A 12,173-nucleotide genomic window follows, 5' to 3' on the forward strand; every position below is an offset into this window, starting at 1 on the left:
GGAGCGAATCCGCGGGCAAATCCCAGCCGCCGCAGGGAGGACGGCAGCGTGGTCGCTACCCCTCCTTGGTGATCAGCTTGCGCAGCGCCACGCGGTCGGGCGTCAGCAGCTCTTCGATGCGGGGGCGGTTCACCTCCGCGACGATGATCTCGCCGACCTCCTGGTAGACCTCGCTGAAGATCCCGTGCGACTTCATCTTGGAGGTCTGATACTGGTTGTCCTCGGTCGGCGTGACGTAGTAGACCGCGTCGGCCTTGAAGCGGTGGACCAGCCAGAGGTGGATCAACGTCATCAGTCGCTTCTGGCGAAGCTTCTCGGCGAAGGTGTTCTGGTCGCGCACGGTGAGGATGCTGCGGCCGTGGCGGTCCTTGATCGGATCGAACACGACGTTGGCGAGCTGCTCGTCCCCGTCGCCGTAGATCCCGAGCACCAGCACATCCGAGCCGGCGCGGCGGGGCCGCAGCTGCACCCGCAGCTTCTCGCCGAGCTGATAGTGCTCGCTCCACAGGGCCAGCCACTCCTCCAGGAGCTTCTTCGGCACCTCGGTTTGCACGAGATGCTGATGCTGCGTCGAGCCCTTACCCATGGCCTTGGTCGTCGCAGTGCGGCCGGAGGACGCGGCCAGCGCGGCGTCGCTGCGTGGCCCGCCGACCAGGGTTTGCGGTGTGCGGTAGGGAGATTCGACGAGGCGCATCTTGCGCTGCAAGCGAGCCAGCGCCAGCATGCCGTCCTGCCGCAGCGCGGTGGCGAACTCCTCCGCGGCGACGCCGTCGATCTGGTGGCCGCCGTAGGTGATGAAGTTGAAGACGAAGCCCATCTTGCCGAGCTCTTCTGGGAAACGCTTCATCTCCTCGTCGGTCATGCCGGTGGTGTCCCAGTTGAACGACGGAGAGAGGTTGTAGGCCAGCATCTGGTCGGGAAATTCGGCATGGATCGCCTCGGCGAACTCACGGGCATCCGCCAGGTCGGCGGTCTTCGTCTCCATCCAGAGGATGTCGGCGAACGGCGCCGCGGCGAGCGACTTGGCAATCGCGTACGGTATGCCGCCGCGGATCTGGTAGTAGCCCTCGGGTGTCTTCGCCAATTCGCAGTCCCACGGCGGATTCAGGCCCAGCTCCCTGGCCTTGTCCCGCGCGGCGAACAGCGATGCCCGCTCAGCGAAAGCCCGCCACTCCTCCGGGCTCATGGCGGCGGGCTCATCGTCATCGCTCTCGCCGAATTCGAGCACCTCGGAGACGGCTTCGCTATAGGTCATCAGCCCGGCGTCGTCCTCCCAGGCGGCCACGAACCGCGACTCGACCTGATCGAAGAGATCGTCGATCGAGTGTTGCCCGTTCTCTCGCCAGGTGTTGACGGCGTCGGAGACCAGCCCCTGGATGCCTTGGCGCTCAAGCCACGCGGTGGCGTTGGCGTACTCGGCATCGGACATCGCATAGAGCAGGTGGCCGTTGAGTTCCTTGACTCCCAGCTCGTAGAAGCGGCGGACGAGTGCCAGGAAGCAGGCCTTGTAGGACGGGATGTTGAGGTTGGTGGCGCCGAGCAGGAACGGCTGGTCGCGCTCGTCGGCGCGGCTGTCGAGCAGGTTGGCCGCTTCCGCGTCGGTGCGCGCCACGATGATGCCGGGCACCCGCATGACGTCGAGCTGGAACCGGGCGGCATTCAGCCGCTTGATCTGTTCGTCGGATGGGACCAGAACCTTGCCGCCCTGGTGGCCACACTTTTTGGTACCCGGACGCTGGTCTTCGATGTGATAGCCCGGGACACCGACCTCGACGAACCGGCGGATCAAGTTGCGCACGTGCGGATCGCCACCGTGCCCGGTGTCGGCGTCGGCGATGATAAACGGCCGGAAGTCGTATTCCCTGGCCGCTTCGCGCTGCTGCTCGGTCATGTGCAGCCGTTGGTACTGCTGGTTGCGGTCGGCGGTGAGAAGCGCGCGCACGAGGACGGCGGCGTCGTCCGGAACCTGGCTCAGCGGGTAGCTGGCCAGGTCGGGCCCCGGGTCTTCGGTGGTCGAACCCTTGGCGGAGGTCGCCCAGCCGCCGAGGTAGATCCCCTCGATGCCCATCCGCTTCATGCTCACCGCCTGCCCCGGCGAGTAGGGCCCGAACGTCGTGATGCTCTTTTTGGCGGCGAAGAGCTCGCGCAGGCGCTTGTAGAACGCCCCGGCCGCCTCCCGCGCCACGGTGTAGTCGGTGGGGATCGTGCCGCGCTGCTCCACTACTTGCCGGGCCGTGTAGAGGCGGATAATTCCGGCGAACCGCGGGTCGTCGAAGTATCGCTGCGTGGCGGCGACCTCTTGGTCGAACGGTGCGGGAACTTCAGTGTCCGCGTCGATGATGGCCATGAAATTACGCTCCTCTTCAGCACGATTCCGCTGAACGTGAGTCTATCCCCGGGTAGCACAGTTCAATCACCGGCGGACAGCGCGCTTTCGCGAGCGAGGCCGGCCGGCCCGGGGTGAGGATCGGCTCAGCCCTGAAATAGCGTGGCGCCGAACATGATGGACATCGCGGCGGCCATCGTTGCCTGAGCCGGCGCGGTGAGCGAACGCCACGAGCCGGGCGCCGATTCATCCGCCCGCCTCAGCCCGAAACCGGACGCCCAGATGGCCGCGGCGAGCCCGAAACCGACGAACCAGAACCAGTTGGTCGCCGCGATCCAGCCCGGCGACCCAATCGTGGTCGGTACGACCGTGCCGGCCATATCCATGTCCATGTGGCGGTGCTTCGGGGAGTGGCCCGGCAGCAGAAGCCCGTGGATGAACACATACATCCACGCCATCGCCAACATCATCAGGGCGTGATACCCATACACGGTCCGCAGCGGGAGCGTTTCGGCTGAAACAAAGGCCGAAATGACGAACCAGAGGGCGGCGACCAGGAAGAACACCGCGGGCCCTGTTACCGGCAGCTGCGCGCCCCAGGGCCAGACCATGACCGCCATCGCGATCGCCATGACGACATGCAACGCACACCGGACAACCTCGATCCACGAGCGATGCCGGTTCAGGAGTACGTATCCCCATGCCACGGCGCCCAGCGCGGACAGGCCCGTGACGACCCAACGGAGCACTATGTCATCGATCATGCGAAGCGACGCCAGCTCGTCCTTTCAACCAATTCCGGTGTAGGCGAATGAACTCCGCGTCGACCGCGGGCTCAGCGGACTCGTCCACAAGGTCACCCGTGCACACTACGACCCGGCCGTCGTCGCCGGGAGGGCCGGCACCCAAACCGCCCCGCCGTGCAATCGCCAGCAAACATCGTCGGCGATGAGTAAGGTCGCCACCATGGAGGCGAAATTGCGCTTTGAACGCTGGTATCTGCCCCTGGCCGTTGCGGTCGGGATGGGACCTGAGCGCAGCGAGCTGCGGGTGACAGGCGATACCTTGCACGTGAAGATGGGCTGGGCGTTCGACGCCCATATCCCGTTGGCGTCCATCGCCACTGCCGAAGCAAAGGACGAGCGGGTGTTCGCCTGGGGCGTGCACTATTCGCGTGGGCGCTGGCTGGTCAATGGGTCCGGGAAGGGCCTCGTGGCGTTGACGATCGAGCCACCGGTGGAGGCGAACGTCGTGTTCAGGTCGGTGCGGCTGCGCTCGCTGTGGGTGAGCGTCACCGACCCGGATGCCCTCATCGCCGCGTGCTCCGCGGCCCGCGCCTAGCCGCGCTGCAGGTTCGCGCGTTCTGCCAACCAATTCCGCTGGCGACGAATGAACTCCGCGTCGACGATTTTGCCGTGCCCGGGGACATAGATCGCATCAGGTCCACCGATCGCGAGCAGCCGGTCAAGGGTTAGCGGCCAGGCCGCCATATCGGAATCGGCATCGATCGCCGGCTCATCGGACTCCTCCACGAGGTCGCCCGTGAACACCACGGTCCGGCCGTCGTCGTTCCCGGGCGCCATCACGACCAAGTCCGATGCGGTGTGTCCGCGACCCAGGTAGGCGATCGTGACGATGCGGTCGCCTAGGTCGATGACGGCGTCGTAGACCGCATGGTCTGGCGTCCGCAACGCCGCGATGGCGCGGTCGATTTCCGGGGCGTCCGCGCCATGGTGCAGGGCGTCGGCCCGAATGAGGTCTGTGGATGACGACAGATATTCGACAACCTCTGGCGCACAGTAGATCTCGGCTCCGACAAACATCGCTGAACCCAAGACGTGGTCGAAGTGCTTGTGGGTCAACACAATATGCGCGACCGGATACCCGGCAAGCCGCCGAACGTCGGCGTCGATCGCGGCGGCTTCAGTGAGCGAGCTGCCAGTGTCGACAAGCAGCGCTGCCGAACGGCCACGTACCAGCCCGACCGTGACGTCGCAGAACGGCAGCCGGCAGCGATACGCATTGTCGGCCAGCTGTTCCCACGCGAAATGCACAAACTGGACGGTAACGCCCGCGGCCCGGTGCCGAAAAGTGGCTCAGCCGCGCAGCAGCACGGCAGCCCCGTACCACTCGCACGCAAGCAGCGCGAGTTCGACATCGACTCGGTCGTCGATCGGTCGTCCACGCCTGGCCACCGCTCTCTCGACGCCGGACTTGACGATGCTGGGAGCCGCGCTGAGTTCTTCTGTGTGGGCGTCGTAGCCCGAGCCGGAGCGCAGGAATTCCCGCAGGGTGTTCCGCAGGCCGGCGTCGTCATCGGTGTCGGACGCCAACGGACCGAGGATGTCGGCCACCCATTCGCGGATCTCGTCGATGCCCGCGCCGAGCAGCGCCGGCGTGATGATGCCGGGGTCGGTCGCGGCGACCAGCACGGTTTCGTGGCGGCTGCGGGCGCGGCCGGCCGCCTGCGCGCGTTGCGCCTGTCGGTGGGATCGCCGGAATCCCTTGACGCCGGACCCCACAGCTCCGATCGCGACGTTGGGCGCATCGGGTCGCGAGCGCACGAACTGGCGGATTTTCGCGACGGCGTCGCCCGGCGGTGAGCGGTACGGCAACCAGACCCACGCGCTTGCCGGTTCGGCAGCGGCTAGCAGTGGGCTCGCCGAGGTGTCGACGGTGTTCGCCAGGTCGCGTATGAACCGCTGCAGCCGTGTGAACTCGTCGCCCACCGTGTCGCCGTCGGGATACCACACGATGAGCGCTAGGTGCTGCCAGCCCAGCGGATAGCCGATCGCCGTGGACGCGGCATCGGCGTCGACCGGTGTGTCGTCCTCGAGCACGTCTCGCACCTGCGTCTCGCGGGCGGTACTCCGGCTCTCCAGCAGCAGCTGGCGCTCGCCCTGATAGGCCGCGAGGGCCTGCAGCTCCACCGAGTCGACGTACTTCAACAGCGCCTTGGTGATCACCTGGATGACGCCAACCCTCGCCGCGGGCTCCAGGCCCGACGCTTGCAACTCGGCGAACACCAGCTCGGTCATCCGGCGTTGCCCCAGCCGGTGCGCGCGCATCATCGCGTGGGGCGAAACATCCTGCTGGGCAAGGCGTCTCGCGTACTCGAGCGCCGCCGGCGGCGCCTTGACCTTCTCCACGCCGACGCTGTGCAGCAGTGCCTGCAGGATGGTCTGGAGGTGATCCCGTATCCCCCGGTGCATCAACTCGATCATTCGCTCGTCGCGGGGAAGTTCGGCAATGTTGTCTTCGACCGTGGTGGATATCGCGGCGCCGATCTCGGTGACCCTCTCGCTGAGCCGAGTGGCGATTGCCGCGATGTCGCTTTCCACATCAACCTCGTCGTCGCTGTCTGATTAGTTCCACTAACGGTAAATCTCCAGCAGTCCGATCCGAAGCAACGCGGCCGCTCCCGTTGTTCGGTATTCGATTGTTCACCCAATTGACATGTCGGGAATTTCCGACATATGGTGTCGACCATGGCCGCTTCCGACCGCATCTTTCTCGCTTTGGCCAACCCGGTGCGGCGCGAACTGCTGGAAATCCTTACCCGGCAGCAACTATCCGCGGGGGAACTCAGCGACCGGTTCGAGCTGAGCCGCCCCGCGGTCGCCGAGCACCTCAGGGTATTGCGCGACGCCGGGCTGGTCGCGGACGAACCGCGGGGCCGGCATCGCATCTACCGCCTAACCGCCGAGCCATTGGCGGAGCTCGGAGAGTGGCTGCATCCATTCGAGAAGTTCTGGCGCGGACGGCTGGCCGCGCTCGCCGAAACAGCAGAGGAGCTGGAATGACGGAGACTTCGACCCCCGCGACCATCCGTGTCGACCAATTCGTGGCCGCTCCGCCGGCCAAGGTGTGGCGGTTACTGACAGAACCCGAGCTGATGCGGCTCTGGTGGGCCGAGGGCCAGGTGGCTGCGGTGGTCGGCCACCAATTCACTCTCGACATGCCGGGCTATGGCAAGCAACCCTGCAAGGTGCTCGAGGTTGATCCACCGCACCGCTTCGTGTACACGTTCACGCCGGCCTGGACCCTGACCTGGCGTCTCGAAGAAGAAGGTACCGGCACCCGAGTGTTCTTGGAGCACAGCGGCTTTGATTTGGACGACAAGCGGATGGCCGATGCCTTCGATCGGATGGGATCCGGGTGGCGTGACGTCGTTCTCCCCCGCCTTGCCAACATCGCCGCGGAGGCCTGACACGATGCGCGCGGTCGTCATCACCAAACACGGTGACCCCTCGGTGCTGCGGGTCGAGCAGCGGCCTGATCCTGCCCCGCCCGGCCCGGGTCAACTCCGGGTCGCCGTGCGCGCGGCGGGGGTGAACTTCGCCGACCACATGGCCCGCGTCGGGCTCTATCCGGACGCACCCAAACTTCCGGCGGTCGTCGGCTACGAGGTCGCCGGGACCGTCGAGGCCGTCGGCGACGGTGTCGACCCGGGACGCGTCGGTGAACGGGTGCTCGCGGGAACGCGGTTTGGCGGCTACGCCGAGATCGTCAACGTCGCGGCCACCGACTCCGTCGCGATCCCCGACGCACTGAGCTACGAGCAGGGCGCCGCGGTGCCCGTCAACTACGCGACCGCGTGGGCGGCGCTGCACGGCTACGGGTCTCTGCGCGCCGGCGAGCGGGTTCTGGTCCACGCCGCAGCGGGCGGGGTCGGGATCGCGGCCATCCAATTCGCGAAGGCGGCCGGGGCCGAAGTGCACGGCACTGCTTCGCCGGCCAAACACCAAAAGCTCGCCGAGCTGGGCGTGGATCGCGCGATTGACTACCGCCGCGACGGCTGGTGGCAGGGCCTGGGTCCCTACGATTTGGTCCTCGACGCCCTCGGCGGAACGTCGCTGCGGCGATCTTACGATCTGCTGCGCCCCGGCGGAAGGCTTGTCGGATACGGCGTTTCGGCGCTGCAGCAGGGTGAGAAACGCTCGCTGCGCCGGGCCGCTCCACAGGCACTGTCGATGTTGCGTGGCTTCAACCTGCTCCGCCAGCTGGAGGACTCGAAAGCCGTGATCGGCCTGAACATGCTGCGGTTGTGGGACGACCGCGGCACCCTGGAGCCCTGGATCGCGCCGCTCACCGAGGCGCTGCACGACGGGACGATCTCGCCGATCGTGCATGCGGCCATTCCGTTCGCCGAAGCGCCCGAGGCGCATCGCATTCTGGCTGCGCGCGAGAACGTCGGCAAGGTCGTGTTGGTGCCCTAGAGTTCGCTGGAGTTTCGCGGGCCGGGTTTCAACGTCGCGACATTGGCTATGCGTCCTAGCATGGCTGTCTCCGATTCACGCGAAGTTGTCATCGAGGCGACGCCCGACGAGATCCTGGACGTCCTGTTCGATATCGAATCGCTGCCCGAGTGGTCCTCAACCCATCAAAAGGTCGAAGTCCTGGAGCGCGATGACCAAGGCCGACCAAGCAAATCGCGGCAGGTCGTCAAGATCGTGGGCGTCAGTGACGAACAGGTGCTGGCCTACTCCGTGCACGACGACGGGGTGAGCTGGTCACTGGTCAGCGCCAAACAACAACGCGCGCAGGACGGCCGCTACACGCTGACGCCCGAAGGCGATTCCACCCGGCTCCGCTTCGAGCTCACGGTCGACCCCACCGTGCCGATCCCCGGATTTCTGGTCAAGAAGGGGGCAAAGGGATTGATGGAAACGGCGACGGAGGGCCTGCGAAAACGAGTGCTCAAGGTCAAGGGAAGCGGTAAGTAGCCGCGCCCCTGTTTCTGGGACCACTGTTTTCTGGGACCACGGTTGACGACACTGGGTTGTATGGAAACCTCGGGTCGCACACTTCGCCCAATTGCATCGGCCTGCCTTGGCCTGGCAGCGCTGCTGGTGCCGGCCGGCTGCGGTGGCCACGATAATGCTCGAACGAATGCTGGAACGACGGCGCCACCGCCGCCGCAAGCAACGACGGCCGGTCAGTCGGTCCCCCAAGCACCGTCGACCGGGCCGCTGACCATTACGAGCCCCGCGTTCGCCGACGGCGCGCCGATCCCGGTGCAGTACACCTGCAAGGGCGCCAGCACGGCGCCACCCTTGGCCTGGTCGGCGCCGTCGGGCGCCACCCTCGTCGTCGACGACCCAGACGCCCCTAGCGGAGCCTATGTGCACTGGATCGTGACCGGAATCCCGTCCGGTTCCGGCAGCACCGCGGACGGTCAAACACCCGCCGGGGCAAGCACTCTGGCGAATTCGAGCGGTGAATCCGGCTACGCGGCGCCGTGCCCGCCGGCGGGTACCGGGACACATCATTACCGGTTCACTCTCTACCAGCTGCCGACCACGTTCGGGCTACCGGCGGGAGCGACCGGATCGCAAGCGGCGCAAGCGATAGCGCAGGCCGCAACGGCACACGCCGTCCTCACCGGAACATTCGGAGCCTGACGGAGCGCGCCATGCCGATGCCGCCGGCGTTAGATGCAATGAAGGCAATACAATTCGGCCAACTGGTGAACGCAACCTACGCGACACCGCCCAGCGATTTGACGAGCGCGGCCGGCCAGGCGCTGAGCGCCGGCGGCGTCGACTACACCGTCGTCACGACGATCTACGCCAACGATCTGGCGGCCGACATCGACCCGATCCGGGCCGCCAACGAGGTTTCCATCGGGCTGATCTGTCAGGTCAATCAGGCCGGCGATGTGGTGATCGCGATTCGGGGCACCGAAGGAATCCTGGAGTGGATTCACGACGCCGAGTTCGATCTGGTGCCGTGCCCATTCCTGGCCGGCGCCGGCCACACGGAGGACGGCTTCACCGCCATGTACGAATCGCTGACGACGGGGACCGCGCCGGATTCGCCGGCCGTGGTCAATGCGCTCGCGGCGCTTGCGTTCCCGCGACCCGCCACCTCCGTGACGATCTGCGGACACAGCCTGGGCGGAGCGCTCGCCACCCTGCTCGCCCTCGACGTCGCGGCGAATACGAGCTTCAAGGCGCCGACCGTCTACACCTATGCCAGCCCACGCACCGGGGATTCTCTGTTCGCCAGCACCTACGACCAGGTGGTGATCAACTCGTATCGGATTGCCAATCGCCTCGATATCGTCCCGGCATTGCCCCCTCCGATCAACTACGAGCATGTGCTCAACCCGTATGAGCTGAACCCGATCCGATTAACGCCGCTTCCGCCGAAGACCCTGGTCAAATCCACTGTGGCGTGCGAACATTCGCTCGCGACCTACCTGTATCTGCTGTCCCTGCAATCCGGTGGCCCCGTGCTTTCCCTCGAGCCCGCCTGCAAACCGTGAACCAGGCGCCTAACCCGTTCGGGTGGCCAGTCGAAGCAACGCGCGGCGTAACTGCTTGTCGGGCTTGGCGTTGGCGAGCTCGACCAGGGCGATCTCCGCGACCGCCGCGACGAGGAGCACCGCGATCGGTTCGGGTGGCGTCCATCCAAGCGCCGTCAAGTCGGGCGCTATCAGCGTGGCCGCGCTTTCATTCCGCGCCGCGACCAAATCGCTCAGTCCGGCCTCGGTGCGCGACTGCACGAGCAATGCTTTGGTGGCCGGGTCGGCCAGGCATCCGTCAAGATAGGTGTTCATCCCCGCCTCGAGCCGGTCGCGACCGGGCGGTAGGTCGGCGATTGCCGCGGCGATCGATTCTTCCAACTGGTCGTGGAACCGAGCGTGCAGCGCCCGCACGTATTCGGCCCGGCTGGGCCAGTGCTGATAGAAGCTACCTTTCGCCATCCCGGCCTCGGCAACGATCGAGTTGACTGAGATGCGGGCGAGGTCGGCGGTTCCCAACAGCCGCTGTCCCGCATCCAGCAGCGCATTGCGGCCCGGCTCAGGCGATCTCACCGCAATCCCGCCTTGCGCTGGCTGCGGCGGGCCAGCATTTCGCCGTACTGCTCGCACACGTGAATGACGCCGGTCAGTTGATACGTGATCCACCCCTTATGCGTGGACGGGAGGTTCTTCTCGAACAGCCGATGGCCGACTATCTGCATGGCCCATCCCCCGATGAACATCGGGGCACCGACCTTCGGCTTGGCGAACATCAGCGGCAGGCCCGCCGCGATGATCGGCGTCCCGACGAGGTGGGTCGCCCGGACCCCCTTCGATGTGTGTTGCGTGCGGTAGTAGGCCATCTTGTCCGCAAACGGCGCTTCGGGCGGTGGGGCTTGCCGCATCTCGATTCCCTCCTTGTCAGGGCGTGCCTACCGTTGTACTGTACGGAATGACCGACCAGTCGGTCAACCATGGCGAGAGGAACTCCATGCCGACTATCCAAACCCGGGCAGGCCGTGTCGCCTACAGCGAATTGGGCAGTGGGCCTACGGTTTTACTGCTGCACGCGACGCTGCATGACCGGCACGACTTCGATCCGATCGTCGCGGCGCTGGCCAAGTGCTACCGCACCATCGCGGTGGACTGGCCCGGGCACGGGGATTCGGATCCCGTTGACCCCGCCGTCGAACCCAGCGCGCCACTGTTTGCCGACGTACTCGAAGACGTCGTCGACGGCCTCGGCCTGACGAAGGTTGTGTTGATCGGAAATTCCGTCGGCGGGTTCGCGGCCGCGCGGCTGGCGATCACCCGTCCCGGGTGCGTTGCCGGTCTGGTTCTGGTCAACACCGGCGGCTTCGTACCGTTGACCGCGCTAGCCCGCACCTTTTGCCGAGTGCTCGGCACGCCGGCCGTGTTTCGCCGGGCCGCTCCCCTGTTTGTTCGCGGCTACATGAAGGCTCGGATCGACAGCGACCGCCGGATCAGCGAGCGCGCGATCGCCGCGGCGAAAACGGTCGACGGCGTCCGGGTCGGATCGGGACTGTGGCGAAGCTTCGCCACACCGGCACACGATCTTCGAAGTCGTGCTGCTGAACTGACCGTGCCCACGCTCATCGTGTGGGGCAGGAAAGACATCGCGATACCGCTGCGCGCCGGGCGCGCTACCCATGACGCCATTGGCGGTTCCCGCCTCGAGATCCTCGACACCGGGCATGTCGTCTTCTCGTCCGATCCGGACGGTTTTCTCGCTGTGGCCGAACCGTTTCTGCAATCGGTCAGTCTGCGGCGATGATCCAGTGTGCGCTAAAGGCGACGACACGCCGTGCGACACCGCCCTGAGCGCACACCGAAAGCGGTAGGGGCAGAAGCTAGGCGCTCAATATAGGGGTGACCAGGCCGACGTCCGCAGCAACCGGCTCTCCCACTGATCCCGGTACTTCAAGGCCTCATACATGTAGCTGCCGGGTGCCCGGTGCTCCGGCGGAGTCTCGGTGGTCAGTAGATGCACGAGCGCCGCGTAGTTGTTGGCGTCCTCAATCTTCTGCCATAGCATCGCTTCTCGTCGTCGATGACTGCCATGCGCTATCTGGAAGCACGCCTGGATATCTAGGATCCGCATCCCCGGCGGGGCTTTGGAGAGCAGCCGATAGTAAATCTCGTCCCACGAGCGGATGTAGTCGTCCAATGGTGCGTCGGGCCAGCCGGTGTCCTCCATGAACAGGCTCAGCGGATGGGTCGCACCGTCGGTGGGCACGGTCCTCAGGTCCACCGACTGAAGTGGTGACCAGGCGACGGGCAGCATCAGCTTTCCCGTCACCTCGTGGCGCAGGTTGTCCAGTTCGCGCATCCATGGCCGAAGGTCCCCGGTCTGGGCGCGATGTGCCAGGCGCTCCCAAGCGGTGCCGTCGGTGATGCCCGTAATGGTGACCACGTTGTAGGAGACGCCACTCCCATGAGCGTGGTTGGTGTACCAGAGCAGCCGGGCGTCGTCTTCTTTGGCCAGTGTGGGCATCCAGCCCTCGCGGTAGGCGGCCTCGAATTCTTCCTCTCGGGCGCCGACGACTTTGTGGGTCTCATGCAGAAACAACACTTGGA

General features: G+C 65.9%; 15 protein-coding genes. 8 read left to right on the plus strand and 7 right to left on the minus strand.

Going from position 1 to position 12,173, the window contains the following annotated elements:
- Positions 1-55 precede the first annotated feature (55 nt).
- Together aceA and ACQI5H_RS08960 are read right to left on the minus strand one after the other, a co-directional pair.
- The gene (aceA, locus tag ACQI5H_RS08955; protein WP_427079034.1) at positions 56-2,347 is read right to left on the minus strand and encodes an isocitrate lyase ICL2; all 2,292 of its coding nucleotides are present in this window, start codon (positions 2,345-2,347) and stop codon (positions 56-58) included.
- 125 nt (positions 2,348-2,472) lie between these two features.
- A complete protein-coding gene (locus ACQI5H_RS08960; RefSeq protein WP_427079035.1) occupies positions 2,473-3,090 on the minus strand; it encodes a DUF5134 domain-containing protein in 618 nt (205 codons plus the stop codon).
- Positions 3,091-3,292: 202 nt separating this feature from the next.
- Between ACQI5H_RS08960 and ACQI5H_RS08965 the strand changes: the two genes are divergently transcribed.
- A complete protein-coding gene (locus tag ACQI5H_RS08965; RefSeq protein WP_427079126.1) occupies positions 3,293-3,667 on the plus strand; it encodes a hypothetical protein in 375 nt (124 codons plus the stop codon).
- Here the strand turns inward: ACQI5H_RS08965 and ACQI5H_RS08970 are convergent.
- Entirely contained in the window at positions 3,664-4,380 is a 717-nt protein-coding gene (locus ACQI5H_RS08970) for an MBL fold metallo-hydrolase (protein ID WP_427079036.1), read from the minus strand. The two genes, ACQI5H_RS08965 and ACQI5H_RS08970, sit on opposite strands and share 4 nt — an antisense overlap.
- Positions 4,381-4,422: 42 nt before the next feature.
- Complete coding sequence (locus ACQI5H_RS08975) at positions 4,423-5,667, minus strand: PucR family transcriptional regulator (protein WP_427079037.1); 1,245 nt, start codon at positions 5,665-5,667, stop codon at positions 4,423-4,425.
- A gap of 147 nt (positions 5,668-5,814) precedes the next feature.
- Between ACQI5H_RS08975 and ACQI5H_RS08980 the strand changes: the two genes are divergently transcribed.
- The 6 genes from ACQI5H_RS08980 to ACQI5H_RS09005 all read left to right on the plus strand — a co-directional run bounded on the left by ACQI5H_RS08980 (position 5,815) and on the right by ACQI5H_RS09005 (position 9,596).
- Positions 5,815-6,129, plus strand: coding sequence for an ArsR/SmtB family transcription factor (locus tag ACQI5H_RS08980; protein WP_427079038.1), 315 nt, complete (start codon positions 5,815-5,817; stop codon positions 6,127-6,129).
- A complete protein-coding gene (locus ACQI5H_RS08985; RefSeq protein WP_427079039.1) occupies positions 6,126-6,536 on the plus strand; it encodes an SRPBCC family protein in 411 nt (136 codons plus the stop codon). Before ACQI5H_RS08980 ends, ACQI5H_RS08985 begins: the two co-directional genes overlap by 4 nt.
- Positions 6,537-6,540: 4 nt before the next feature.
- Complete coding sequence (locus ACQI5H_RS08990; RefSeq protein WP_427079040.1) at positions 6,541-7,545, plus strand: synaptic vesicle VAT-1 family membrane protein; 1,005 nt, start codon at positions 6,541-6,543, stop codon at positions 7,543-7,545.
- A 60-nt stretch (positions 7,546-7,605) separates the two neighbouring features.
- Positions 7,606-8,052 (plus strand): SRPBCC family protein, encoded by a 447-nt coding sequence (locus ACQI5H_RS08995; protein WP_427079041.1) that lies wholly within the window; start codon positions 7,606-7,608, stop codon positions 8,050-8,052.
- A gap of 60 nt (positions 8,053-8,112) precedes the next feature.
- Positions 8,113-8,730 (plus strand): YbhB/YbcL family Raf kinase inhibitor-like protein, encoded by a 618-nt coding sequence (locus ACQI5H_RS09000; protein ID WP_427079042.1) that lies wholly within the window; start codon positions 8,113-8,115, stop codon positions 8,728-8,730.
- Positions 8,731-8,795: 65 nt separating this feature from the next.
- Positions 8,796-9,596: a lipase family protein gene (locus tag ACQI5H_RS09005; protein ID WP_427079043.1), complete on the plus strand. Its 801-nt coding sequence runs from the start codon at positions 8,796-8,798 to the stop codon at positions 9,594-9,596.
- Between the two features lie 9 nt (positions 9,597-9,605).
- Here ACQI5H_RS09005 and ACQI5H_RS09010 read toward each other — a convergent pair whose 3' ends face one another.
- Positions 9,606-10,148, minus strand: a complete 543-nt coding sequence (locus ACQI5H_RS09010; protein ID WP_427079044.1) for a TetR/AcrR family transcriptional regulator — start codon at positions 10,146-10,148, stop codon at positions 9,606-9,608.
- Positions 10,145-10,480 carry a DUF962 domain-containing protein gene (locus tag ACQI5H_RS09015; RefSeq protein WP_427079045.1) on the minus strand — a complete coding sequence of 112 codons (336 nt, stop codon included), beginning with the start codon at positions 10,478-10,480 and terminating at the stop codon, positions 10,145-10,147. The genes ACQI5H_RS09010 and ACQI5H_RS09015 overlap by 4 nt, the downstream gene beginning before the upstream one ends.
- An 86-nt stretch (positions 10,481-10,566) precedes the next feature.
- Between ACQI5H_RS09015 and ACQI5H_RS09020 the strand changes: the two genes are divergently transcribed.
- The gene (locus ACQI5H_RS09020; RefSeq protein WP_427079046.1) at positions 10,567-11,370 is read left to right on the plus strand and encodes an alpha/beta fold hydrolase; all 804 of its coding nucleotides are present in this window, start codon (positions 10,567-10,569) and stop codon (positions 11,368-11,370) included.
- A gap of 84 nt (positions 11,371-11,454) precedes the next feature.
- Here the strand turns inward: ACQI5H_RS09020 and ACQI5H_RS09025 are convergent, their stop codons facing one another.
- Positions 11,455-12,168, minus strand: coding sequence for a hypothetical protein (locus ACQI5H_RS09025; RefSeq protein ID WP_427079047.1), 714 nt, complete (start codon positions 12,166-12,168; stop codon positions 11,455-11,457).
- Positions 12,169-12,173: the final 5 nt, after the last annotated feature.

It is taken from the genome of Mycobacterium heidelbergense, assembly GCF_050205645.1.
In the GTDB taxonomy this organism is placed as follows: domain Bacteria; phylum Actinomycetota; class Actinomycetes; order Mycobacteriales; family Mycobacteriaceae; genus Mycobacterium; species Mycobacterium heidelbergense_A.

Coding starts and splice junctions, on each gene's coding strand:
- ACQI5H_RS08985 (WP_427079039.1), top strand. CDS start 6,126: ATGACGGAGACTTCGACCCCCGCGACCATCCGTGTCGACCAATTCGTG.
- ACQI5H_RS09020 (WP_427079046.1), top strand. CDS start 10,567: ATGCCGACTATCCAAACCCGGGCAGGCCGTGTCGCCTACAGCGAATTG.
- ACQI5H_RS08965 (WP_427079126.1), top strand. CDS start 3,293: ATGGAGGCGAAATTGCGCTTTGAACGCTGGTATCTGCCCCTGGCCGTT.
- ACQI5H_RS08980 (WP_427079038.1), top strand. CDS start 5,815: ATGGCCGCTTCCGACCGCATCTTTCTCGCTTTGGCCAACCCGGTGCGG.
- ACQI5H_RS08995 (WP_427079041.1), top strand. CDS start 7,606: ATGGCTGTCTCCGATTCACGCGAAGTTGTCATCGAGGCGACGCCCGAC.
- ACQI5H_RS08960 (WP_427079035.1), bottom strand. CDS start 3,090: ATGATCGATGACATAGTGCTCCGTTGGGTCGTCACGGGCCTGTCCGCG.
- ACQI5H_RS08990 (WP_427079040.1), top strand. CDS start 6,541: ATGCGCGCGGTCGTCATCACCAAACACGGTGACCCCTCGGTGCTGCGG.
- ACQI5H_RS09015 (WP_427079045.1), bottom strand. CDS start 10,480: ATGCGGCAAGCCCCACCGCCCGAAGCGCCGTTTGCGGACAAGATGGCC.
- aceA (WP_427079034.1), bottom strand. CDS start 2,347: ATGGCCATCATCGACGCGGACACTGAAGTTCCCGCACCGTTCGACCAA.
- ACQI5H_RS09000 (WP_427079042.1), top strand. CDS start 8,113: ATGGAAACCTCGGGTCGCACACTTCGCCCAATTGCATCGGCCTGCCTT.